We start from the raw sequence: 24060 nt of genomic DNA on the forward strand, positions 1-24060 counted from the left end.
CCCGGCTCGGCCCGACAAGGACGCGGTCACGCGTCGGTGGAAGTGGTCCACGGGTGTTGCCGTGAACAGGGGTGCCCCCACCCCGCGGCGGATCGCGCCACCCTGTTGCCGGGGGGTGGCTCCAGCCTCACGTCTGCTCACACACGCCGGGGTCGAGGGTAGCAAACCCGGCGGTTCGCCCCACCGGGTGAACCGGGCGGCGCGTTCCCCGCCGACGCCTCCCCCTCACCTCCGCGGCCTCCCCGTCGCGGTGCTCCCGTCCCGCCCTCACGGCGTGTTCCCCGGCGTGTTCCGGCGAACCCGCCGCGCGGCGTTGCCCGGCCCGTCCGGCGTCCCTAGCGTCTGCCGCATGGTGAGCGGCGCTCAGCGGTTGCTGGAGGTGTTGGTCGCGCACGGCGTGGAGGTCGTGTTCGGCCTGCCCGGCGTGCACAACCTGCCCCTGTGGGAGGCGTTGCGCGGCTCCGGCATCCGCCTGGTCGGCGTGCGCCACGAGCAGACCGCCGTCTACGCCGCCGACGGCTACGCCCGCGCCACCGGCGGGCTGGGCGTCGCCCTGGTCACCGGCGGCCCCGGCGCGGCGAACTGCCTGGGCGCCACCGGCGAGGCGTACGCGTCCGGCTCGCCGGTCCTGGTCGTGGCCACCGACATCCCCTCCACCCTGCGCCGCCAGGGCGAGTACCGCGGCGTGCTGCACGAGACCCGCGACCAGCGGGCCATGTTCCTGCCCGTGGTCAAGGGCGGGTGGACGCTGCGCGCGGCCGACTCGATCGGCATCTACGTCGACAGCGCCGCCCTGCTGGCCACCAACGCCCCGCGCGGGCCGGTCTACCTGGGCGTGCCCACCGACTTCCTCACCGCCGACGCGGGCGTGTGGAGCCGCATCCCGACCCGCGCGCCCGAGGCGCCCGACGTCACCGCCGGGGCGGAGCTGGTGGCCGGGGCCCGGCGGCCGCTGATCTGGGCCGGCGGCGGTGCCGCGCGCTCGGGTGCCGGTGCCGCGGTGGCCGCGCTCGCCGAGCGGATCGGCGCGCCGGTCGTCACCACCTACGGCGCCCGCGGCCTGGTCGACCACCCGCACGTGGTGCACGGCCCGGTGCACCTGCCCGAGGTAGGCGCGCTGTGGGACGAGGCCGACCTGGTGATCGGCGTCGGCAGCGACTTCGACGGCATGATGACCCAGAACTGGCTCCAGCCCGCGCCGCCGAAGCTGCTCTGCGTCAACGTGGAGACCGTGCGCAACTACACCCCCGACCTCACTCTGCGCGGTGACGCGCGGACCGTGGTGGAGGCGCTGGTGGAGGCCGTGCCCGCGCGGCCGGACAGCGGCCTGGCCCAGCGCGTGGCCGAGCTGAACGCCCTGGTGCGCAAGGCCGTGGAGGCCGACGAGCCGCGGGTGGTGCCGCTGCTGGAGGCCCTGGAGGGCCACCGCGTGGTGGCGGACATGTGCGTGGCGGGCTACTGGGTCGGCGGGTTCGGCCGGTTCACCCGACCGAGGGACCTCGCCTACCCGGTCGGCTGGGGCACGCTCGGCTTCGGCTTCCCGGCCGCCCTGGGCGCGGCGCTGACCGGCCGCGTGGTGGCGGTGTGCGGCGACGGCGGGTTCCTGTTCGCGTGCGGCGACCTGGCCACGGCCGCGCAGGAGCGGCTGCCGGTGACCGTGGTCCTGGTGGACGACGGCGGTTACGGGATGCTGCGCCACGACCAGGTGGCGGGCGGTCGCGAGCCGTTCGGGGTGGACCTGGTCAACCCGGACTTCGTGGCGCTGGCGCGCAGCTTCGGCGTGGAGGCGTTTGCCGTGGACGGCTTCGGGCCGGCGTTCGCCGAGCGCCTCGCCGACTGCACCCGGCGGGAGGGGCCCAACGTGCTGGTGGTCCGGGCGGAGCTCAAGCCACCCCCGAACACCTCGCCCCGGTGGTACCGTAAAGTTCGAACATGAGTTCGACCGAACGCACGTGGCCCGCGCCCGACGCCGACGACGAGTTGCGGCTGCTCACCGAATTCCTGACCTTCCTGCGCCTGACCGCGGTGGCCAAGGTCGAGGGCCTGGCCCTCGCCGACGCCTCGCGCGCGCCGATCCCCACCTCGCCGGTGGTGACCCCGCTGGGCGTGCTGCGGCACCTGACCGCGGTGGAGCGGTACTGGTTGTCCATCGAGGCGGGCGGCGCCGACCTGCCCGCGCTGTGGGGCGAGGACGCGGACGCCTCGTGGCGGCTGCGCGACGACGACACGGTGGAGTCCGTCGTCGCCGAGTACCGCGCCGAGTGGGCGCGGTCGGCCGAGTCGCTGCGGGGGCTGCGGCCGGGCGACCGCACGCGCGCCGACCTCGACGGCAACGGCCGCACGGTCCGCTGGGTGCTCACCCACCTGATCCAGGAGACCGGTCGGCACGTCGGCCACCTGGACCTGCTGCGCGAGCTGGCGGACGGCGAGAAGGGCGAGTAGGGGGCACGCGGGCGGGGAGCAGCCACGCGGGCGAGCAGCGGCCTGGCCTCCGCCGAGGAGGCCCCGCGGCGCGCCCGACCGGGTGAAACGCGGGCGGGTGAACGGACGTGCGCGGGCCGGGTGCGGCTGTTTGGATCAACGCCCATGCGCCACCTGGTTGCGGTGCTCGCCGCCGTGCTCCTGCTCCCCCTGTCCACCGCCCCGGCCCCGGCCGCCACCCCGCCCGTCGCCACCCCGCCCGCCACCACCTCGCCCGTCACCCCCGAGGTCGACTTCACCGGCACCGTGTCGCTGCGCGGGTGCTCGGGTTCGGTGGTCCGCCCGCCCGCCCACCGGCCCGAGGACCCGGCGCTGGTCCTGACCAACGGCCACTGCGTGCGGCTGCTGGGCGCGGACGAGGTGGTGGTCGAGGAGGCCGCCGACCGGGCGTTCACCGCGCTGAGCCCGGACGGCGAGTCCGACCTGGGCACGCTGCGGGCGGCGGGCCTGGCCTACGCCACGATGTCCGGCACCGACGTCGCCCTCTACCGGCTGACCTCGACGTACGCGCAGGTCGAGGCGATGGGCGTGAAGGCGCTGGAGCTGTCCCCGGAGCAGGCGGAGCCCGGCACCGACATCCGCGTGGTGTCGGGGTACTGGCGCGAGGTCTACTCGTGCCGGGCCGACGGCTACGTGCACGAGCTGCGCGAGGGCCGGTGGACCTGGCGCGGCTCGCTGCGCTACACCGACACCTGCAAGACCATCGGCGGCACGTCCGGCTCGCCCGTCGTCGACGCCGCGACCGGCCGGGTGGTGGCGGTGAACAACACCGGCAACGAGGACGGCGAGCGCTGCACCGTGAACAACCCGTGCGAGGTCGACGACAGCGGCGAGGTGACCGTCCGCCACGGCGCCCGGTACGGGCAGCGGACCGACCTGCTGGTGCCGTGCCTGGTCGGGGGCGGCAGGGTCGACCTCACCGCCCCCGGTTGCGAGCTGCCGCGCCCGCGCTCCTAGAAGCGCGCGGCGGACAGGGCCTGGACCGCCGCCATCGGGTTGCCCAGGTGGTAGTGGTCCACGGCCAGGTACGTCGGGGTCTTGCGGGCGGCGGGCTCGCAGAACCGCCGGGCGCGGTCGGCGAGCTTGCCGTTGTCGGTGGTGGCGGTGCCGGTGAACGGCACGTCCCGGAAGTGGTTCATCACGAACAGCGGGCGGAAACCCGGTTCGGTGCGGTTGAGCGGCGTGCCCCAGCGGCTGTAGCAGGACCAGTCGGACCCGCCCACCCCCGGGCCCATCGACCAGTAGTTCTCCACGGTCCACTCCGGCTGGTACATCACGCCGAAGCCGTCGCGCGGCACGGCGTCGTCCGAGCGGGCGTGGTCGGTGAAGATCAGCAGGCGCTTGTTGGTGGCGCGCAGGGTGTTCAGGGTCGGCCAGCCGTTGGTCCGCACGCCCGCCCGGTCGGGCCGGAACAGGACGTCGGCCAGGCCGTCGACCCGGTCCAGCTCGGCGCGCAGCACCTCGGCCGGGACGTAGTCCTCCAGGAAGATCGTGACGAACTCGGTCGGGTTGGCGCGCAGGAAGTCCACCACGCGCTGGACGTCCACCCACAGCGCGACCGGCCTGCTGACCAGCGTGCAGCTGTTGTGGCACAGGATCGCGCCGTCGGGGGTGTGGTGGACGTCGAGCTGGAAGCCGCGGACGCCGTCGGCGAGCTGCTGCCCGATGCCGCGCGCCTGGTTGGGCGCGAGGTTGACGAACGGCGGGGCGAAGCCGCCGTCCACGCCGTTGGCGTAGGCGTTGTGCGCGGTGAGGAAGGTGACCTGGTCCAGCCGCCGCTCGCCCTCCGGCGGCGCGGGCGTGAGCGCGGGCGAGACCGGGGTGAGGTACCACAGGTCGGCGCCGGTGCCGACGCGCACCTGGTCGGTGCCGCTCGCGACGAGGTAGCGGTCCGCGCCCGGCACCTTGAGCCGGTGGCGGTCGCCGTCGGGCAGCACGTCCCACTGCGCGTCGGCGCTGTCGCAGGGCAGCGTCACGGCCTGGTCGCCGCTGCGGCCGAGGCACCGGGTGCCCTCGCGCAGGGTGCGGCCGGACCAGGTCCACTGCTGGTGGTCCTCGTCGCCCTTGGGCCGGCGCTGGAGCACGGTGGTGCCCGAGGCGCCGGCGTTGAGGCCGGTGGTGGCGCTCTGGAGGTAGACCGGGGTGTCCGCGGCCCGCGCGGTGGGCGGGGCGAGCAGGGCGAGCAGCGTGACGGCGAGGGCTGTTCGGGTGGCGCGCATCTAGACGTCCTCTCGGCGGGTGCGCGGCGGCTGGGGCGAGAGTAACGCGAATTAAGTTCACGTCGGGCGGCCCGGACCGGGCGACCTAGGCTGGTGGCATGAGCGAACCGTGGGGCGACCCCGAGAAGATCCGCCGCGTGCTGGCCACCGGCGGGACGTGGGCCGTCGTGGGCCTGTCCAACTCCCCCGCCCGCGCCGCCTACGGGGTGGCGAAGTTCCTCCAGCAGCGCGGCAAGCGGATCGTGCCGGTGCACCCGGACGCGGAGGTCGTGCACGGCGAGCAGGGGTACGCGTCGCTGGCCGACATCCCGTTCCCGGTCGACGTGGTCGACGTCTTCCGGCGCTCGGAGGCCGCCGGGGAGTTCGCGGACCAGGCGGTGGAGATCGGGGCGAAGGCGGTGTGGTTCCAGCTCGACGTGGTCGACGAGGCGGCGTACGAGCGGGTGACGGCGGCGGGGTTGGACGTGGTGATGGACCGGTGCCCGGCGATCGAGTGGTCGGCTCACGGGCCGCGCTGAGGGCGGTCGGACCGCACCGGCCGGCGCGAGGTGCGGCGGGCCCGGGGTCCGGCCGGTCGCAGCCCCGGCCGTTCCCGGCCGGCCTCGCCCGTGGTCGCCGCCCCGACCCGCGGTCCCACCGGTTCCCCGCGGTGCGCCGTGGCGTCCGCACCGGCGTGATCAGTAGCCTGCCGCCATGCCGGTCGCAGCGCTGAACGGGATCAACCTCAACTACCACGTGGAGGGCGAGGGCGACCTCGTCGTGCTGGTGATGGGCACCGGCAGCCCGGGCCGGGTGTGGCACGCGCACCAGGTGCCCGCGCTGCGCGCCGCCGGCTTCCGGGTCGCCACCTTCGACAACCGGGGCATCCCGCCGACCGACGAGTGCGCGTCCGGCATGGTGATCGAGGACCTGGTCGGCGACACGGCGGCGCTGATCAAGACCCTCGGCGGTCGCGCGCACGTGGTGGGCACCTCGCTGGGCGCGCGCGTGGTGCAGGAGCTGGCGCTGGCGCACCCCGAGCTGGTCGACAAGGCCGTCCTGCTGGCGACCGCGGGCCGCAACGACCCGCTGCAGACCGCGCTGTCCCGGGGCGAGCGCGCGTTGCACGACCAGGGCATCACCCTGCCGGGCCGCTACTACGCGGCGGTGAGCGCCGTGCTCAACCTGTCCCCCGCGACGCTGCGCGGCGACGGCGTGGGCGACTGGCTGGACGTCTTCGAGTTCTCCGGCTCGACCATCTCCAAGGGCGTCCGCGCGCAGATGGGGATGGACGAGCACGAGGACCGGCTGCCGGCGTACCGGGGCATCCGGGTGCCGTGCCTGGTGGTGGGCTTCGCCGACGACCGGGTGCTGCCGCCGCACCTGGCGCGCGAGGTCGCCGACGCCATCCCCGGCGCGCGGTACGAGGAGGTCGCCGACGCCGGGCACTACGGCTACCTCGAACGGCCCGCCGCCGTGAACCGCCTGTTGGTGGACTTCCTGCGGTCCTGACCGGGCACGCTGCGTGACCCCCTGACCACGGGAACTCTCCTACCACCGGGTCGCGAACGTCGTTACCGTCGTTCGCGACCCGGTGGGAGGAGCGCATGGACACCCGACGGCTCGCCCGCGCGTCGCGCCTCACCGCGCTGGTCACCGCGGGCGGCGTGACGGGCCTGGTGCTGGTGCCGATCGCGGTCAACACGGCCACCGGCGGCTCCGCGCCGCGCGTGCTCGGCCCGTACACCACCTGGCTGTGGCCCGCCCTCGCGCTGCTGTCCGCGGTCACCGCGGGCCTGGCGGCGTGGGAACCGCTGCGGGCGCTGCTGCTGCGCGGGCGCCCGGCGCACCCCGCCCACCGGGCCGCGGCCCTGGAGCGCGTGGAGCGGTTCGTCCGGGACCGGCTCGACGGGTCGCTGGCCGGGGAGGTGCGGCGCAAGGTCGGCGTGGCGCCCGAGGTCGGGCCGCGCCTGCCCGCCCGCCCGCGCACCGCGCTGGTGGTGGTCGGCGAGCCGGGCGCGGGCAAGACGACGCTGCTGCTGGAGCTGGCCGGCCGGCTGCTGGAGGCGGCCCGGCAGGACCCGCTGCGCCCGGTGCCGGTGGTGGTGGACCTGGGCGGGTGGCGGCCGGCCGAGGAGTTCGGCGAGTGGCTGCTGCGCGCGGTGGCCGACCGGTACCGGATCGCGCCGCGGGTCGTCCGGCGGTGGCTGCGCGACCACGGCGTGGCGTGGCTGCTCGACGGGCTCGACGAGCTGCCCGAGGCCGACCGCGCCGAGTGCGTCGACCGGGTGGCGGCGCTGAAGCTGGGACCGGTCGTGCTGTGCGGCGCGGCCGGCGGCGCGCACCGGCGGCTGCCCCGCCACGAGGTGGTCCAGGTGGAACCGCTGCGGCGCAACGACGTGCAGGATCTGATCACCGCGTGCGAGCCGCGGCTGGACGGGCTGCGGGAGGCGTTGCACAAGGACCCGGAGCTGTGGGACGAGGTGCGCACGCCGCTGGCGTTCGGGCTGCTGGCCCTGGGCTACCGGGCGGGCCGGGCGGAGTATCGGGGCGTCGTGGACACCTACCTGGTCGAGTCGGCCGCGCGCGGGTCCGGGCGGCCCGAGCGGGTGGTGCGCGCGCTGCGGTTCCTGGCGCGGGTCGCCCAGCGGCAGCGGGACCTGGTGGCGCGGGCCCGGCTGCCGCACCGGGAGGTGTGGCTGGACTTCGTCGGCGAGGCGGCGGTGCGGCGGGTGTTCCGGCGGGCCGCGCCCGCCGCGCTGGCCGGTGGCGCGACGGCGCTGTGCTTCGTGGTCGGCGTGCGGCTGGGCGTGGTGCCCGGCGCGTTCGCCGCGGTGGCCGCGGTCCTGGTGCCCGGCGGCGACTTCGCGGTGCCCGGCTCGCGGCGCGGGACGCGGTGGGCGGTGGCGGGTTTCGCCGCCGGCGCGGCCGGGTTCGGCGGGGTGGCGGCGCTGGGCGCGTGGCTGGGCGGGCAGGTGGCGCGCTGGCCCGCGGCGGTCGCGTTCGCCCTGGTGGTGCTGGTGGCGCTGGCCGTGGCGTACGCCGGCACGCGGGACCGCTACTGGACGGTGGTGTGCGCGCTGGCGCCGGCCGGGGTGATGGTGCTGACCGGGCCGTCGGCCGCCCTGCTGACCGGGTTGGGCACCGGGCTCGCGGTCGGCGCGGTGGCGGGGGTGCTGGTCGGCGGCCTGACCGCGGTGTGGGCGGGCCTGGGGCGGCCGGTCGCCGGGAGCCTGCGCTGGTTGCCCCTGGCCGGGCTGGCGGGCACCGGGCTGGCCGCGCTGGCGGGCGCCGAGGTGCACCCGGCGGCGCTCGGCCCGGCGACCGGGCTGCTGGTCGGGCTGGCCGTGACGCCGGTCGCGAACCGCCCGCTCGACCCGGTGGCCGAGCTGCTGGCCCGTCCCCTGGCCCTGGAGGAGCTGCCGCCGCGCCGCCGGGCGCTGCTCCAGTCCGCCCGCGACCGCCTGCTGCTGGTCGAGGGGTTCCGGTTCCCGCACGCCGCGGTGCGCGACCACCTGGCCGCGTGCGACCCGGCGGAGCTGGCGGCGGACGTGGCGCGCAGGCGCGCCGACCTCACGCCCAGCGCGTCCGGCCCCACGGCTTGAACACCGAGATGACCGTGGCGAAGGTGTAGAGGGCCAGCGACACGCACGACGCGGACAGCGCGCTCACGCCCGCGCCCTGCACCCCGGCGGCGGCGTCGTGCAGGGTGCCGCGCAGGGAGAAGGTGGTGGCCGCCACCGCGACGACGGTCACGACGAACTTGGCGAGCACCCACTTGTGCTTGACCAGGCCCCACTTCGTGCCCAGCGACAGCACCAGGCCGGTGACCAGCGCGGTGAGGGCCAGCGGCAGGACGACGCGGTCGCCGAGCAGCGCCATGGCCTGGTAGAGGTGGGGCGCGGTGAAGGCGGACAGGGCGAGCACCAGGTTCGCGACGGTGACGCCCAGCCAGCCCACCGAGGAGATCACGTGCAGCAGCAGCCACGACTTGCGCGCGGGCGGTTTCATGCCCGGCAGCGTGCCGCCCGGCGCGGTGTCGCCGCGTCGGGCGGGGAGCGGCTCTCCCGGCTGCGCCCGTCGACGTACGCGGTCAGGACCGGGGGTGCTTCGGGGGCGGGGCCAGGCCGGGCACCGCCGCGACCCCCGTCACCGGCCCCGTCACCGGCCCCGGCCCCGGAGCCGGACCCGCGCCGACCGGCCCGGCGGCGCTCGGCGCCCCGCCCAGCAGGACCCCGGTCAGCGAGTCGCGCTGCTCGACCATCTCGCGCGCGACGGCGACCAGCTCGTCCCCGACCACCGGCGTGCCCCCGCCACCCGCGCGCACCGCGCCCAGCACGGCCCGGCGCAGCAGCTCCTTGATGAACGACGCCGTCACGCCCTCGGTCGCCTCCACCACCGGCCCCAGGTCGGCCCGCAAGTCGACGCCGCGCCCGTAGAGCTCCAGCAGGCGGCGGCGCCCCTCGGCGTCGGGCCGCGGCACCTCCACGGCCAGGTCCACCCGCCCCGGCCGGTCGGCGAGCGCGCGTTCCAGCTCGTCGGCGCGGTTGGTGGTGAGCACGAAGGTCACGTCGGCGTCCGCGCCCACCCCGTCCATGGCGTCGAGCAGGGCGAACAGCAGCGGGTTGGTCGGGCCGCCCGCGAAGCCGCGGTCCATCGCGATCAGGTCCACGTCCTCGACCACCACCATGGACGGCTGGAGGCGGCGCGCCAGCGCGGCGGCGTTGCCGATCAGCCGCATGGCCTGGCCGGTGAGCAGGATGACCGTGCAGTCGCGCAGCCTGCCCATCAGGTAGCGGACGGTGTGGGTCTTGCCGGTGCCGGGCGGGCCGTGCAGCAGCAGCCCGCGCTTGAGGTGCTGCCCGGCGGCGAGCAGGCGGTCGGCGTGCTCGGCGATCCCGACGACGTGCTGCTCGATGGACTCCAGCACCCCGTCCGGCAGCACCACGTCGGCCGCGTCGAGGGTCGGGCGGGGCAGGAAGGACAGCAGCTCGTTGCCCCGGTGCTCGCTCACGCCGAACGAGAGCACCTTGCGGCGGAACGCGTCGTGCTCGCGCATCAGCCGCTCGACCTCGGCCCCGACCTCGCGCGCCGCCGCGCGCCGGGCGGAGAGCACTTCGAGCCGGCACATCGGCGGCCCGAAGTCGGTGCCACCGCGCACGGCGACCAGGACCGGCGTGCCGTCCGGGGCGGTGGTCGGCACCAGGCCGAGCTGGACGACGTCCACGGTCTCGTCGGGACCGGTGGCGGTGGTCGCGTAGTCCGCGGCGCCCAGGCCGTACGGGATGCCCTGGCGGGCGGCGAAGAGCATGCCGAGGACGTCCTCGTGGCCGCGGTGCTGGCCGGTCACCCCGAACCACTCGGCGTCCGGCGAGTGCGCGGCGAGGTAGGCGTCCACGCCCCGCTGGACGTTGACGTGCTCCCACACCTCGAACCGCGTGGCCACCGAGACGACGTCGGCGAGCTCGCAGCCGAGGTGGTCGCGCACCCGGGCGGTCAACGGCGGGTCCGCCCCGTCCCCCAGCAGACCGGCGGCCTGCTCGACCAGCTTCCGCAGGCCGGTGGCGAGCGCTTTGGCTTCGATCGCGTCCAGTTCCCCCATGGGGCCACGCTACGCGGGTGGCGGGCCGATCACGCACAGTTCGCGGTGGTACGCCAGGTGTCGTTCGTCAACGGCGTGCTCCGGGTGCCGGCGCAGCTCCCCGACCGACGACCGGTCGCGGACCCGGCGCACCACGCCGTCCTCGTCGACGTAGAGGGCGAAGTTGTCGAACTCGACGTGGCAGTTGGCGCACAGGCACAGCACGTTGGCCGGTTCGTCCGGTCCGCCGTGCCGGCCCAGGCCCCGGATGTGGGCGGCCTGGCTGCAGTAGCCGAACGCGGTGCTCATCCGGGTGCCGCAGAACTGGCACCGGTGGTCGTGCCACCGCTTGACCGCGGCCGCCACCGACCGCTCGCGGGCGACCACCGACCCGGTGCGCTCGCGCCGGCCCGGCCGCGACGCCGTGCGCACCGACCCGCTCGCCGTCGCCAGCTCGTCCAGGCCGAGGTCGACCAGCAGGTCCCGCTGGTCCTCGACGTCGTCGAGCAGCCGGGAGCGCAGCGCGTTGACCGCCTGGGTGCGGAAGGCCACGTCGTGCCGCAGCCGGTCGTGCGGCGGCGCGGCGAACCCCGTGCCGCCGGGCTCCACCACCCACAGGTCCGGCTGCTCCAGCCCGCGGCACACCCGCTCCGGCCCGGCCGCGGCCCCGTGCTCGGCGAGCACCCGCCCGAGCCCGTCCAGCGCGCTCCACGGGTGCAGCCGCGGCCGGTCCTCCTCGGCGGCCCGACCGACGGCCCACAGCAGCGCGATCGCCGCGGCGCGGTCCCGGTGGACGGCGAGCAGGCCGGCCAGGAACGCCTCCGCGGCCACCGGCGCGGCGCGGTCGCGCGCCTCGGCCACCGGCGCGGGACGATCGCGCACCTCGACCACCGGCGCGGCGCGGTCGCGCGCCTCGACCACCGGCGCGGGACGATCGCGCACTTCGACCACCGACACCGCGCGGTCACGCACCTCGAACCCGAGGTCGCGCAGGTGTCGGACGGCGTGCGCGGCGCCGCCGCTGAAATCGCCCGGGACGAGCGGTCCCCGGCCGTCGAGGAACCCGTGGGCCACTCCGACGACCGCCTTGGAGTCGTACTCGCGGCCGTCGTGGACCAGCAGGAACCGGCGCGCCTCGCCGTAGCCGAAGCGCCGCCGGAACGCCTCGCCGCCCAGCTCGTCGTACAGCGCCAACGCCCGGAACACGTCCTGCCTGCGCACGTCGGTGTAGGCCACCTTCCGGAGCGTAGCCGCAACGCCGGGGCACGCGTTCTGGCACGGTGTGCCGCATGGCGGTGGAGCGCGGGGGCAACGCGCCGGACGTGGTGTGGCCGCTCGCCGGCCCCGGCCGGTGGGACGGGGGCGACCTGGTCCGGGTGCTGGAGACGCTGGTCAGGTACCGGCGGAACGGGCGGCCGGCGCGGCACAAGCCGCTGGCGCTGGTGTGGGCGATCGGGCAGCTCGTGCGCGGGCACGACCGGCTGTTCGAGTGGGCGGAGTTCCGCGAGCCCGTGGGCGAGCTGCTGCGCGAGTTCGGCCACCGCGACAACCGCGTCACGCCGCAGTACCCGTTCTGGCACCTGGGGTCGGCGCCCGCGCTGTGGGAGCGGCACGGGCTGACCGGGGAGCCGACGGCCGCCGACGTGCGGTCCCGGGCCGGGTTCACCGCGCGGGCCGCCGAGCTGCTGGGCGACGTGGCGGTGCGGGAGCGGGCGCTGGGCGTGCTGCGGGACGTCCACCTCGCGGGGGTCGACCACGCGGCGCTGTGGCGGCGGGTCGGGCTCTCCGTGGATCAGCCGCGCTTCGCGGTGTTCGACGGGACGGCGTCGGCGACCTACCGGCGGGAGCAGGCGTGGCTGCGGCGGCTGCTGGTCGGGGACGTCGCCGAGGCGCGGTGCGCGCTGTGCGGGCGGCTGCTGCCGGTGGACCTGCTGGTCGCCGCGCACGTGAAGCCGCGGGCGCGGTGCGACCCGGCCGAGCGCGGCGACCTGCGCAACGTCGCGATGCTCGCGTGCTCGCTCGGCTGCGACCGGCTCTACGAGCTGGGCTACCTCGCCGTCGACGAGCGTGGTGCGGTGCTGGTCTCCGCCGACGACCTGCCGGAGCTGCGCGCACTGGCCGGGCGCGTGGTGGGGGCGCACCACGAGCGGTCGGCCGGCTACTTCGCGTGGCACCGCGAACACGTGTTCCGGGGTCGCCGGGGAAGGGCTGTCGGCGGGTCTCGTTAGGATCGGGCAATGGCTTCGCAAGAGGTGCTGCGAAGGGTCTTCGGTTACGACTCCTTCCGCGGGGACCAGCAGGAGATCGTCGACCACGTCGTGGCGGGCGGTGACGCGCTCGTGCTCATGCCCACCGGCGGCGGCAAGTCGCTGTGCTACCAGGTCCCCTCCCTGGTCCGCGAGGGCACGGGCGTGGTCGTCTCGCCGCTGATCGCGCTGATGCAGGACCAGGTGGACGCGCTGCGCGACCTCGGCGTGCGCGCGGGCTTCCTCAACTCCACCCAGTTCCCCGACGAGCGGGCCATGGTGGAGGCCGAGTTCCTGGCCGGCGAGCTGGACCTGCTCTACCTCGCGCCCGAGCGCCTGCGCACCGAGCAGACCGCGCGGCTGCTCGACCGCGGCAAGATCGCGCTGTTCGCGATCGACGAGGCGCACTGCGTGTCGCAGTGGGGCCACGACTTCCGGCCCGAGTACCTGGCGCTGTCCCACCTGCACGAGCGCTGGCCGGACGTGCCGCGCGTCGCGCTCACCGCGACCGCCACCGAGGCGACGCGCGCGGAGATCGCGGAGCGGTTGAAGCTCCAGGACGCGCGGCACTTCGTGGCCAGCTTCGACCGCCCCAACATCCAGTACCGCATCGTGCCGAAGAACGAGCCGAAGAAGCAGTTGCTCGAACTGCTGCGCACCGAGCACGCCGGCGACGCGGGCATCGTCTACTGCCTGTCGCGCAACTCGGTCGAGAAGACCGCCGAGTTCCTGACCCAGAACGGCGTCCAGGCGCTGCCCTACCACGCCGGCCTGGACTCGGAGACCCGCGCGCGCAACCAGTCCCGCTTCCTGCGCGAGGACGGCCTGGTGATGGTCGCCACCATCGCGTTCGGCATGGGCATCGACAAGCCGGACGTGCGCTTCGTCGCCCACCTCGACCTGCCCAAGTCCGTCGAGGGCTACTACCAGGAGACCGGGCGCGCCGGGCGGGACGGGCTGCCGTCGACCGCGTGGCTGGCCTACGGCCTCCAGGACGTGGTGCAGCAGCGCAAGATGATCGACGACTCCGAGGGCGACCTGGCGCACCGCCGCCGGCTCATGGCGCACCTGGACGCGATGCTCGCGCTGTGCGAGGCGGTCGAGTGCCGCCGCGTGCAGCTGCTGAACTACTTCGGCCAGCCCGCCGAGCCCTGCGGCAACTGCGACACCTGCCTGAACCCGCCGGAGACGTGGGACGGCACGATCGCCGCGCAGAAGGTGCTGTCCACGATCGTGCGGCTGCGCAACGAGCGGCGGCAGAAGTTCGGTGCCGGGCAGATCATCGACATCCTGCTCGGGCGCAAGACCGCGAAGGTCATCCAGCACGACCACGACCAGCTCAAGGTGTTCGGCATCGGCACCGAGCTGAACGAGAGCGGCTGGCGCGGCGTGGTGCGGCAGCTGCTCGCGCAGGGCCTGCTGGCCGTGGAGGGCGAGTACTCGACCCTGGTCACCACGCCGGGCAGCGACGAGGTGCTGTTCCAGGGCCGCCAGGTGCCGATGCGCCGCGAGCCCGAGCGCGCCGCCAGGGTCAGGGCGACCAGGACCGCCAAGGGCGCCGCGCCGCAGGTGGAGCTGTCCGCCGAGGCGACGCCGGTGTTCGAGCGGCTGCGCGCGTGGCGGGCGGCGACGGCGAAGGAGCAGGGCGTCCCGGCCTACGTGATCTTCCACGACGCGACGCTGCGGCAGATCGCCTCGTCCGGGCCGAGCACGCTGGCCGAACTGGGCACCGTCAACGGCGTGGGCGAGAACAAGCTGGCCAAGTACGGCCAGCAGATCCTGGACACGCTGAGCGCATGAGCGGGACCGAGCCGCACCCGACCGAGCCGCACCCGACCGACCTGCGCGCCGACTGCTCGCGCTGCTTCGGCCTGTGCTGCGTGGTCCCGGCGTTCGCCAGGTCCAGCGACTTCGCGATCGACAAGCCCGCCCGCACGCCGTGCCCGAACCTGGGCGCGGACTCCCGCTGCGGCATCCACGCCCGGCTCCGCGACCGCGGCTTCACCGGCTGCACGGTCTACGACTGCTTCGGCGCCGGCCAGCAGGTCTCCCGGGTGACCTTCGGCGGGGTGGACTGGCGCGACGACCCGGCGTCGGCCGGTGCGATGTTCGACGTGTTCCCGGTGGTGCGCAGGCTGCACGAGCTGCAGTGGTACCTGACCGCCACGCTCGCGCTCGCGCCCGCCCGACCGGTGCACGCCGAGGCCGAGCGGCTGCGCGCGGAGCTGGCCGGCCTGGCCGGCGGCACCCCGCGGGAGCTGCTGGCGCTGGACCTCGACCCGCACTGGGGCCGGGTCAACGAGCTGCTGCTCCGGGCCAGCGGGCTGGTGCGGGGCAAGGGCCGCGACCGCCGGGGCGCCGACCTGGTCGGCAAGGACCTGCGGGGGGCGGGGATGCGCGCGCACGGCCTGCGCGGCGCCTACCTGATCGGCGCGAACCTGGCGGGCGCCGACCTGCGGCTGGTCGACTTCACCGGTGCCGACCTGCGCGGGGCCGACCTGTCCGGCGCGGACCTGACCGGCGCGTTCTACCTCACCCAGGCCCAGCTCGACTCGGCCCGCGGCGACCGGTCGACCCGCCTGCCCGCCGGTCTGGCGCACCCCGCCCACTGGGGCGGAGCACCAGCCCGGCAGGAAGCACGCCGGGAAGCCCCACCGCGAGGCGTCACCGCGTCCCGAGGCCGCCCGGCAGCGCGTCGACCGGGGCGACCCCGGCGTTGACGCGGCCCGGCTCCCGCTCCGCCGCCAGGTAGCCGCCCGGCGCCCGGCCCACCACCCGCGGTCCGGCGTCGCGCGCGCAGAGCGGCGCGGTGGGCGTCGAGCGGCGCCACCTGGAGGGCGGCTCCGTCCCTGCCGCGTCGCGAAGGAGCACCCGACCGGAAGCCCGCCGGTCGAGGTCGTGTCCGGGTTGACGACACAGCGTAACTTTCTGCTCATGTGCAATGACGGAGGGTCAGTGAACGCCTCCAGCCGTTCGACGCGTTCCGCGCCGGCACCCGGCGTGGCAAGGTGAAGATTCGATAATTGGTCTGGACCTCATTCCCCGGAGAGGACCTTCGACGATGCGCGGCACCACCGTGTTACCGGGAACCCCCTGCCAGGCACCGCGCGAGGGCGAGCTGCCGATGCACCGGCTGGAGGTGCCGGTGCCCGACGCGCCGCCGTTCGCCGTGGGCACGTTCGACGCGATGGGCCCGATGTCGCGGGCGGCGTTCCCCCACCGGCACACCTTCCACGAGATCGTCTACGTCACCGACGGCACCGGCGCGCACGTGGTCGACCTGGCCCGCTGGGAGCTGGCGCCGCCGCACCTGTGCGTCATCTCGCCCGGCCAGGTGCACCACTGGGTCGACGTGCGCGGCCTGGACGGTTTCGTCGTGCTGTTCACCGACGACTTCCTGCTCGACCACCCCGCCGACCGCGACCTGCTGCGCCGGCTGAGCGGGCGGCCGTGGCTGACGCCCGACGAGCACGCCCACCACCGGATGCTGGGGCTGCTGGCCGAGCTGGAGGAGGAGTACCGGCGCGGCGCCGACGGCGCGGGGTCGGTGCTGCGCGCCCTGCTGCACGTGCTGGTGGTGCGCGCCGGCCGGCTGTCCGCGACCCCCGCCGCCGCGCCCGCGCCCGCCGGGGCGGTGGCCGGCGAGTTCGCCCGGCTGGCCGACCGCACCGACCACGGGCTGTGGTCCGTGCGGGCCTACGCGGAGCGCATCGGCGTGACCCCGGGCTACCTGACCGAGGTGGTCAAGGCGGCCACCGGGCGCACCCCGTCCGCGCTGGTCCGGGAGGCGCGCACGCGCGAGGCCAAGCGGCTGCTGGCCAAGACGGACCTGGCCGTGCGGCAGGTCGCGGCCCGGGTCGGGTTCGCCGACCCGGCCTACTTCTGCCGGTTCTTCCGCCGCGAGACCGGCATGAGCCCGGGCGGCTTCCGCCGCGTCGCCGACGACCGTTAACACCTGGCAACAGCGCCCCCGAGGATCACCACGACGGGCCGGTTCCGTCCATCGTCCGCAGGTGAGCGGCCCTCGTAGGTTCGAGGTGATCCCCGAACAACGCCCCCACGAGGAGCAGTCATGGATGCATCCGCGGACGGCACCGACGAGCGCCGGTTCAGCCGTAAATCGGTGCTGCGCGCCGCGGTCGCGGCCGGCGTGGCGCTGCCCGTCGCGATGATGGGCGTGCCCGCCCTGGCCCGCACCGTCGGCCAGGAAGGCGGTCTGCTGGAGCCGACGCCCATGTGCGACGACGGTGACGACCCGACGCCGCCGCAGACCGAGGGCCCGTACTTCAAGCCGAACTCGCCCCGCCGCACGTCACTGGTCGACGCCGGCACGCCCGGCACCCGCCTGACCGTGACCGGCTACGTGTTCGGCCTGGCGTGCCAGCCGATCGCCAACGCCCTGCTGGACTTCTGGCAGGCCGACGTCAACGGCGTGTACGACAACACGGGCTTCCGCTTCCGCGGCCACCAGTTCACCAACGCCAACGGCGCCTTCACCCTGTCCACCATCGTGCCGGGCCTGTACCCGGGGCGGACGCGGCACATCCACGTGAAGGTGCAGGCCCCCGGCCGCCCGGTGCTGACCACGCAGCTGTACTTCCCCGGCGAACCGCGCAACCAGACCGACACGATCTTCGACCCGCGGCTGCTGATGACGGTGCGCAGCGTCGGGAGCGGCCGGGAGGCGGCGTTCGACTTCGTGCTGAACGTGCCGCAGAGCAGCACCAACCCCACGACGACGACCACCACCACCCCGTCCCAGCCGGGCGGCACGTGGGCGTCGGGCACCAACTACGTGGCAGGCGACCAGGTCACCTACGGCGGTGCCGGGTACGTGTGCCTCCAGGCGCACCTGGCCCAGCCGGGCTGGGAGCCGCCGAACGTCCCCGCCCTGTGGCGGGCGGCGTAGGCGCGCCCTCCGAGAGCGACCCCCGCGTGAGTCCTCGCCACGCGGGGGTCGCCGCGTGAACAGCGGGCGAACCCGGCTCTCCCGTGCCCGCGAGAACTACCGCGCCCGGTGTGACCGGGTGGTTGGTGACCGTCGCGGTGGGCGGCCGGTGGCTGTTCCGGGCGCCGCCGCCCAGCCGCGAGGAGGCTGAAGGTCTACGGCACGCTCCTGCCGGCAGCCAAGGCGGTGTCCGCGGGGTGTCCAGCGCGCCACGGGCCGACCGCCCGCTTCACCGTGCCGTCGTGAGCGCGGCCCGCACCTTGTCCAGCACCGCGTTCTCCGCCCGACCGACACGCCCGTCGGCCGAGGCGACCTCCCGGCACATCGCCACGACCGCGTTCGCGAACGCCTGCGCCTCCGCGGTCGACCGCGCGGACACCAGCGCGACGGACTCGCGCAACGCCTCCAGCACACCGATCTCCACGTCGGCCATCGAACCCGCCGGCAACTCGGGCGCACCCGCGTCCACCGCACCGCGAACCGCCGGCGGCAACATGGCCATGGCCCGGATGCCGGCGTGGCTCTCGCGGTCCACTTCCCCCTCGTCGGCGACCGAGACGAGGACCATCGCGCCGTAGACGGCCGTGCGCAGCGTCTTGCCCTCGGCGTCCGTGTAACCACCCATGTGGATCACCCTAGATGCCGCCGGGCGCGTAGGTCAGGTTCACCGGGCCGGACGGTGAAGCTGCCGTACACCACGATGTCCTTGCCCGGCCACTGCTTGGGCGCGGCCACGTCCCTCGATCACGCGCGCGTTCCCCCAGCGCGGGTGGTGGCCACCACCTTGGGCATGCGGTGCAGCAGTTCGGCGTACTCATCGGTGTTGCCGGACCAGGCACGCGCGAACGCCTCGTGGGACACGCGCCCGCACAGGAACAGGTCGCTGCCCCGCAACGCGTCAACGGCACCGCGCCTGCTGGTTCCGCCGCGGGTCGAGACCTGATTTGCGGCTGGGAGGAATCGCCGGGCACCACGGGCCCGACGGGGGAATGGGCGGGCGGCGCACCGTCCACAACGGCCGCACGCCCCCTGCCCGCCCGGCGGGACAGGAACGCGGTCCGGCGCGGTGCTGAGCGTGCCCCCGGTGCGACCTGTACCGCATTGACACCGGATTATCGGGCCGGTGACCTGGTATTTCGCGTCCGTCTGCCGCTCGACAGGACATCCCACCATCCGGTGACCAAATCATAAGTCGTCGGCCAGTGCTCTGGTGTGACGTCGCCTCACCGGAGCAGACTCCAGGCGGACAAACTGAAAGAAAAACGACGATCGGGCCTATATTGTGCCTGGTCAAGAAGTGTCTTCCCCGCGCGAGCGGGGGTGGTCCCACGTTGTCGTCGGCCCACTCGTCGGGGCGCAAGTCTTCCCCCGCGCGAGCGGGGGTGGTCCGGCGCAGTGCCAGAACTCCCGCCACGCCCGGTCGTCTTCCCCGCGCGAGCGGGGGTGGTCCGACCGCGCGCACACGCTCGCGGAACCCGGCCATGTCTTCCCCGCGCGAGCGGGGGTGGTCCCCCGCACGCGTCGCGACTGCCCGGCGGCGGTCGGTCTTCCCCGCGCGAGCGGGGGTGGTCCCGCCATGGGCGAGCTGAACGGAACTCCGGTGACGTCTTCCCCGCGCGAGCGGGGGTGGTCCGACCGCGCGCACACGCTCGCGGAACCCGGCCATGTCTTCCCCGCGCGAGCGGGGGTGGTCCCCCGCACGCGTCGCGACTGCCCGGCGGCGGTCGGTCTTCCCCGCGCGAGCGGGGGTGGTCCCGCCATGGGCGAGCTGAACGGAACTCCGGTGACGTCTTCCCCGCGCGAGCGGGGGTGGTCCGTTCACGTGGCACGTCACGCACGGCCCGTCCGTGTCTTCCCCGCGCGAGCGGGGGTGGTCCGGACACCACCCGCGACGCGGAGTCCCGGCTCAAGTCTTCCCCGCGCGAGCGGGGGTGGTCCAAGGTGAACTTCGCGGCCCGTCAGACCTGGGAGGTCTTCCCCGCGCGAGCGGGGGTGGTCCCTACAGCTATCAGATCGACGAGCGGGTTGCATCGTCTTCCCCGCGCGAGCGGGGGTGGTCCGGCGCCACCGGCCCCACCGGGTCAAGCGGTGCGCCCCTGGTGCTGTTGGTCACATGGGCGGAATGCCGGTCGAGCTGCGCCGCTGCCCACGCCGGGTCACCGCGATCATCGTGGCCGTCCTCGTCCTGCACCACGCCGAGACCCGCCGCCAACCACGGTGAGAGCACCTCGCTGCGGCCCACCCCGCGCCCCGTGCCGGTTCGGCAGGCACCACCACCGCAGATCACGACTACGCGGTTGACGTCGGTCCTGCCGGGCGCGTGGTCACTCATCGCAGCCGACAACTCCCGGAAGGACTGGTTTCGGCGAACGGACGCCGACGACATGATCAGCAAGGAGGAGTTCGGCAGGTTCCTGCGGGAGGTCTGGGGTACTACCGCACCCGAGGCGGTGGAGGTGTTCACGGATCTGGACGAGGACGAGGACGAACGCATCACCCGCCAGCAGTTCCTCCAGTCGGTTCGGGAGTTCTACCACTCCACGGACCCGGGTGCGTCGGGCAGCAAGTATTTCGGGCGACTCTGACACGGACGTGGAATCCATGTGACCCGATCGTGGCGTCGAGTCCGCCCTTGATCGTCGCGATATGTCGGGTGGATGAGGTATGCGCGGGGTAGAGGCATGACACCCCGCCAACAGCAGGCCCGGGAGCGCATCCGGCTGCGGGCCGGTGAGCGCTTCGCCCGGGACGAGAAGACCGCGGTGGTCGCCGCGGAGCTGCGGGTGGGTGTGCGGCAGGTGGAGAAGCGGCGCCGCAGCCGGCGCGAGGGCAGGTCTGTAACGACAGAACCGAAGTTATGACACCTGACGTGGACATCGACGCCTGCATACGGGCCAAGCCCCCGATGAGACCCGAGGTACGAGCGAGGAAATCCCGGCCCACTGGGGCCTGGGGTCGACCACCAGTGCACTGGCCACCACCCCTGAACCTCCTCGCCGGTTCCCGTTCAAGAATTGCCCAAGTCTTCCTCACGTCCCGCTGCGGAGCATCACGGAAATCCGGACACGGACAGAGGGGGAACGAGTTGTCAGCAAGATCGCGATTTCTGTTGTCCGCGCTCACCACGACCGTCCTGGCCGCTTCCGGCCTGTCGGTCGCCCCGGAGGCGACCGCGTCGGTATCGGAGGTGGACGCAGCGCTTGAGCAGAGCCGGCGCTCGGGTGAACCGGTCGTCCTGCCGTCGCGGACCACCGCGACGTCGGTCACCGCCGTCACCCCGGACGGGCGGTTCGTCACCGACATCACCGCTGCTCCGGTGCGGGTGCGGGCCGCGGACGGTACCTGGCGGGACGTCGACACCCGGTTGGTCGAGTCGGGCGGCGCGCTTCGCCCGAAGGCAGCCGGCCCGGACGTCCGCTTCAGCACGGGTGGCTCCGGTCCGTTCGCCGAGATCGGTTTCCATCCCGGGACGTCAGTGGCGCTGCGGTGGCCCGGCGCGCTGCCGCGGCCCGTGGTCGAGGGCGATAAGGCGGTCTACCGGGACGTGGCCGGGGCGGGCGGAGACCTGGTGGTCACCGCCCTGCCGGCCGGCATGCGGTTCGACCTGGTGCTGCGCGAACGTCCGGCGGCGCCGGTCGAGGTCAGGGTGCCCGTCACGGCAGTCGGCGCGGACGTGCGCACGAGCGGTGGCCGGTTGCAGGTCGTCGACGGTGACCAGGTGATCGTGGCCTCTTCCAAGGCCGCCATGTGGGACGCCGGGTCACCGATGCACCCCGACAAGACCGGCGACATCACCTCGGAGGTCCAGGACACCGCCGACGGCAAGACCCTGGTGCTTCGGCCGGCGATGTCCTTCCTCACCTCCCCGGCGACGGTCTACCCGGTCACCGTCGACCCGTCGATCGTCCTCCCCCTTACCGGGGACACGGACGTCAACAGCGTCTTCGACGGGAACAACGTCAGCGGTGAGTACCTCAAGGCGGGCACCGAAGCCGACGGCGAGAAAGCCCGCGTCTACCTCAAGTTCGACACCCGCGGCCTCACCACGCCCACCAAGGCCGAGCTCAAGCTCACCAACGTGGACGCCCCGCGGTGCGGCACCGCTGTCGGTGCGGGCCTTGAGGCGAGGAGGATCACCGATTTCTGGAGCCCCGAGACGCAGACGTGGACGCCCCAGCCGTCCAGCACCGGTGAGGACGCAGCGCTGAGCACCGAGGGATCCCAGCTCGGCAGCTGCGGCAGCGGCCGGATGACCTGGGACCTCACCCGCATGGTGACCAACTGGGCCGCCGGTGCGGCGAAGAACCACGGCATAGTGATCCAGTCACCGGCCGAAACGGCGACCGCCAACTACCGGGTCTTCACCTCGTCCGAGAACACCGAGGAATTCGGTACTCCGCCCACGCTCACCGTAACCACCGACATCCCGTTCATCCCCGGCGAAGGCGACGATCCGGCCGACCCCGGCCCCTCGCCGGCCGACCAGTGGCCGGGACGCGTGGAGCCGGAGACCGGCGCCTGGGTCACCAGCGGCACCGACGTGACGGAAGCCGGCCTGCTCGTCACCCGCAGCCACAGCGCGGGCCGGCGCGTCGACGTGACACGCCCCAACGAGAACGTACTGGGGCCCCACTGGCGGATGGAACCGCTGGGCGGAATGCTGGGCGACCGGCTGAAGGACTTCAGTGCCAACGGCTACGTCCAGATCAACCTCTCCAGCGGCACGGAGTCCAATCGCTACCTCGCCGATCCGGCCAGGCCCGGCACGTTCACCGCGGAGGACGGCAGCACCGTCGTCAAGAACGCGGACGGCACGTTCACCGAGCAGGGCACCGCGGACACCGGGCTCGTGCGCACCTGGACCGGGGTCGGGGCCGAGTACCTGATCACAGGCGTGACGACTGCGGAAGGTGGCACCACGACCATCACCTATGACGCTCAAGGGCGAGTCAGCGGCATGGCCTCCGCCGATGATCCCGCAGTCACGTGCACCGGCTCACCGGCTTGCGATTCGACGGTACTCCGCTACGCGACGACGACGACCGCCACGGGGACCCAGTTCGGGGATGTGGCGGGACAACTGAAGGAGATCGTCCACGACGCGGCAGGAGATGCGGCGCCCATCACGATCGTCAGCTACGCCTACGACAGCACCAAGCGCCTTCGCCAGGTCAACGACCTGCGCAGGATCGACGGAGAACCGGTCGCCACGTCGTCCTACACCTATGACGCGGCGGGAAACATCACTCAGCTGAGCACCCCGGCAGAAGGGGCGTGGACCCTCACCTACGCAGCGCCCGGGAAGCTGAGCAGCGCCACCAAGGCTCCGACGGCCGAGCTCCAAGCCCACTGCAAGTACGCGTCCCAGTACCTGTGGGGCAGGAACGGCTGCTGGGCGGGCCCGGTTCCCATGGAGTACGGCGGCAGAGGGCTCCAGCCGCGGTGGAAGAGGACGCCGGGCAACAAGGCGGTCGTCGGCGTCAACAATGACAACTGCACGTCACCGACCGGAAGCCGACCCAAGGGCTTCAACTTCGCAGTCGCCTGCGACATGCACGACTACGGCTACGGGATCATCTACCTGAAGACCAGGACGTGGGACAAGTCGAAGAAGCATGCCGTCGATTCGGTGTTCTACACCACGCTGCGTGATTACACGTGCAACGCCTACCCGGCCATTAAGCGCTACCCCGGGACCGTCTGGAGCTACCGACAGCTGTGCCGGAACTGGGCATACGCCTACTACACCGCCGTCAGGGTCAGTGGCGGTTTGAGCATGAAGTACTGGCGGGACTACTGATGTGACGCGGCCCGGCCGCCACCGCAGGCCGAGCCGCACCCACCTGCCGCACCTCGGACCGGTGCCACGCCACGGGGCGTGGCACCGGTCCGAGGTGATCGGCTCAGGAAACCGGGGACGCGTACCCCGAGACGGAGCCGTCGGGAGTGAACGTGCGGCTGGAGACCTGCTTCGAGTTCACGCCGCTGTTGCCCGAGATCACCGTGATCTTGCCGGTCTTGGTGCTCACCCCCGTCACGATGCCCACGTGCCTGGCCCAGGTGCCGGAGTTCTTCAACTCGTACACCACCGCGTCACCGACCTTCACGCCCTTGATGCTCGACCCGCTGTTCCAGGTCTTGTTGTTCTTGCCGTACGCGTACAGGCTCGCGGCCGCCGGGGTGATGCCGGAGGTCTTGGCCCCCGCCTGCTTCCACACGTACTTGAGGAAGTCCGCGCACCACGCCTCGGCCCGCCACCCCTTCGGGCAGCCCTTCGTCGAGCCCGAACCGGCCTTGCCGCTGTAGAAGTTGCAGTTGTTCGCCCCCTTCTCGTGGTTGCGGTCCTCGTTCGCCAACTCGCGCTTCGCGATCGCGGCGACCTTGGCCCCCAGTGACGCCTCGGCCTCGGCCGTCGACTCCTCGGCCGCCGACACCTGGGCCGTCGCGACCGCAGCGCCGGACGTGACGGCGAACAGCGCCGCGACCAGCGCGAACACCCTGATAACCCGTGACAACACCGTTGTCTCCCCCCTTGTCCTCGTGTTGCGTGGTCGTCGTTGACCAACGCCACCACTCTCGGGGGAGCACCGTGGGCGATCTTTGAGC

Annotated in this window: 20 protein-coding genes, 1 pseudogene and 1 CRISPR repeat array; of the genes and pseudogenes, 14 read left to right on the plus strand and 7 right to left on the minus strand. The window is 73.9% G+C overall.

The annotated features are described in order from the left end of the window. Positions 1–349: 349 nt before the first annotated feature. The 3 genes from EKG83_RS38000 to EKG83_RS38010 all read left to right on the plus strand — a co-directional run bounded on the left by EKG83_RS38000 (position 350) and on the right by EKG83_RS38010 (position 3438). Entirely contained in the window at positions 350–1936 is a 1587-nt protein-coding gene (locus EKG83_RS38000) for a thiamine pyrophosphate-binding protein (RefSeq protein ID WP_084716327.1), read from the plus strand. After that, positions 1933–2442, plus strand: a complete 510-nt coding sequence (locus EKG83_RS38005) for a DinB family protein (protein ID WP_033430591.1) — start codon at positions 1933–1935, stop codon at positions 2440–2442. The genes EKG83_RS38000 and EKG83_RS38005 overlap by 4 nt, the downstream gene beginning before the upstream one ends. 144 nt (positions 2443–2586) lie before the next feature. Beyond that, the gene (locus EKG83_RS38010) at positions 2587–3438 is read left to right on the plus strand and encodes a S1 family peptidase (RefSeq protein WP_033430592.1); all 852 of its coding nucleotides are present in this window, start codon (positions 2587–2589) and stop codon (positions 3436–3438) included. On the opposite strand, the gene EKG83_RS38015 is transcribed toward EKG83_RS38010, so the two are convergent. Further along, the gene (locus EKG83_RS38015) at positions 3435–4700 is read right to left on the minus strand and encodes a PI-PLC domain-containing protein (protein WP_033430593.1); all 1266 of its coding nucleotides are present in this window, start codon (positions 4698–4700) and stop codon (positions 3435–3437) included. The genes EKG83_RS38010 and EKG83_RS38015 overlap by 4 nt on opposite strands. A gap of 98 nt (positions 4701–4798) precedes the next feature. On the opposite strand from EKG83_RS38015, the gene EKG83_RS38020 reads away from it, so the two are divergent. From EKG83_RS38020 to EKG83_RS38030, 3 genes are all read left to right on the plus strand, one after another. Then, a complete protein-coding gene (locus tag EKG83_RS38020; protein ID WP_033430594.1) occupies positions 4799–5218 on the plus strand; it encodes a CoA-binding protein in 420 nt (139 codons plus the stop codon). 175 nt (positions 5219–5393) lie between these two features. Then, entirely contained in the window at positions 5394–6191 is a 798-nt protein-coding gene (locus EKG83_RS38025; protein WP_033430595.1) for an alpha/beta fold hydrolase, read from the plus strand. Between the two features lie 95 nt (positions 6192–6286). Further along, positions 6287–8284 carry an NACHT domain-containing protein gene (locus tag EKG83_RS38030; RefSeq protein WP_033430596.1) on the plus strand — a complete coding sequence of 666 codons (1998 nt, stop codon included), beginning with the start codon at positions 6287–6289 and terminating at the stop codon, positions 8282–8284. Here the strand turns inward: EKG83_RS38030 and EKG83_RS38035 are convergent. The 3 genes from EKG83_RS38035 to EKG83_RS48700 form a co-directional block, all read right to left on the minus strand. Beyond that, a complete protein-coding gene (locus EKG83_RS38035; RefSeq protein WP_033430597.1) occupies positions 8253–8690 on the minus strand; it encodes a hypothetical protein in 438 nt (145 codons plus the stop codon). The two genes, EKG83_RS38030 and EKG83_RS38035, sit on opposite strands and share 32 nt — an antisense overlap. Positions 8691–8772: 82 nt before the next feature. Further along, positions 8773–10281 carry an AAA family ATPase gene (locus EKG83_RS38040; protein WP_051765527.1) on the minus strand — a complete coding sequence of 503 codons (1509 nt, stop codon included), beginning with the start codon at positions 10279–10281 and terminating at the stop codon, positions 8773–8775. 9 nt (positions 10282–10290) lie between these two features. Beyond that, positions 10291–11496 (minus strand): HNH endonuclease, encoded by a 1206-nt coding sequence (locus EKG83_RS48700; RefSeq protein ID WP_211269068.1) that lies wholly within the window; start codon positions 11494–11496, stop codon positions 10291–10293. 53 nt (positions 11497–11549) lie between these two features. Between EKG83_RS48700 and EKG83_RS38055 the strand changes: the two genes are divergently transcribed. The 5 genes from EKG83_RS38055 (at position 11550) to EKG83_RS38075 (ending at position 17415) form a co-directional block, all read left to right on the plus strand. Next, positions 11550–12488 carry an HNH endonuclease gene (locus tag EKG83_RS38055; protein WP_051765529.1) on the plus strand — a complete coding sequence of 313 codons (939 nt, stop codon included), beginning with the start codon at positions 11550–11552 and terminating at the stop codon, positions 12486–12488. Positions 12489–12497: 9 nt separating this feature from the next. Then, on the plus strand, positions 12498–14306 hold the full coding sequence (gene recQ / locus EKG83_RS38060) for a DNA helicase RecQ (RefSeq protein ID WP_033430598.1): 1809 nt from the start codon (positions 12498–12500) through the stop codon (positions 14304–14306). Then, positions 14303–15226, plus strand: coding sequence for a pentapeptide repeat-containing protein (locus EKG83_RS38065; RefSeq protein ID WP_063741319.1), 924 nt, complete (start codon positions 14303–14305; stop codon positions 15224–15226). Before recQ ends, EKG83_RS38065 begins: the two co-directional genes overlap by 4 nt. A 341-nt stretch (positions 15227–15567) precedes the next feature. Continuing rightward, positions 15568–16458, plus strand: coding sequence for a helix-turn-helix transcriptional regulator (locus tag EKG83_RS38070; protein ID WP_051765530.1), 891 nt, complete (start codon positions 15568–15570; stop codon positions 16456–16458). A 120-nt stretch (positions 16459–16578) separates the two neighbouring features. Then, positions 16579–17415: a dioxygenase family protein gene (locus EKG83_RS38075; protein WP_033430599.1), complete on the plus strand. Its 837-nt coding sequence runs from the start codon at positions 16579–16581 to the stop codon at positions 17413–17415. Positions 17416–17683: 268 nt separating this feature from the next. On the opposite strand, the gene EKG83_RS38080 is transcribed toward EKG83_RS38075, so the two are convergent. After that, positions 17684–18079 (minus strand): TerB family tellurite resistance protein, encoded by a 396-nt coding sequence (locus tag EKG83_RS38080; RefSeq protein ID WP_033430600.1) that lies wholly within the window; start codon positions 18077–18079, stop codon positions 17684–17686. A gap of 119 nt (positions 18080–18198) precedes the next feature. Beyond that, positions 18199–18348: a hypothetical protein gene (locus EKG83_RS38085; RefSeq protein WP_153278703.1), complete on the minus strand. Its 150-nt coding sequence runs from the start codon at positions 18346–18348 to the stop codon at positions 18199–18201. Between the two features lie 405 nt (positions 18349–18753). After that, a CRISPR array of direct repeats spans positions 18754–19514; the repeat unit is 28 nt; unit sequence GTCTTCCCCGCGCGAGCGGGGGTGGTCC. 237 nt (positions 19515–19751) lie between these two features. Between EKG83_RS38085 and EKG83_RS38090 the strand changes: the two genes are divergently transcribed. The 3 genes and pseudogenes from EKG83_RS38090 to EKG83_RS38100 all read left to right on the plus strand — a co-directional run bounded on the left by EKG83_RS38090 (position 19752) and on the right by EKG83_RS38100 (position 23254). Beyond that, positions 19752–20039, plus strand: a complete 288-nt coding sequence (locus EKG83_RS38090) for an EF-hand domain-containing protein (protein WP_051765533.1) — start codon at positions 19752–19754, stop codon at positions 20037–20039. A 72-nt stretch (positions 20040–20111) separates the two neighbouring features. Next, positions 20112–20285, plus strand: a pseudogene (locus EKG83_RS38095) (IS630 family transposase); the annotation flags it as partial. Between the two features lie 278 nt (positions 20286–20563). Next, positions 20564–23254, plus strand: a complete 2691-nt coding sequence (locus EKG83_RS38100; protein WP_033430602.1) for a phospholipase A2 — start codon at positions 20564–20566, stop codon at positions 23252–23254. Positions 23255–23357: 103 nt separating this feature from the next. On the opposite strand, the gene EKG83_RS38105 is transcribed toward EKG83_RS38100, so the two are convergent. Further along, entirely contained in the window at positions 23358–23972 is a 615-nt protein-coding gene (locus tag EKG83_RS38105; protein ID WP_211269069.1) for a CHAP domain-containing protein, read from the minus strand. Positions 23973–24060 lie beyond the last annotated feature (88 nt).

This window comes from Saccharothrix syringae (genome assembly GCF_009498035.1).
Taxonomy (GTDB): domain Bacteria; phylum Actinomycetota; class Actinomycetes; order Mycobacteriales; family Pseudonocardiaceae; genus Actinosynnema; species Actinosynnema syringae.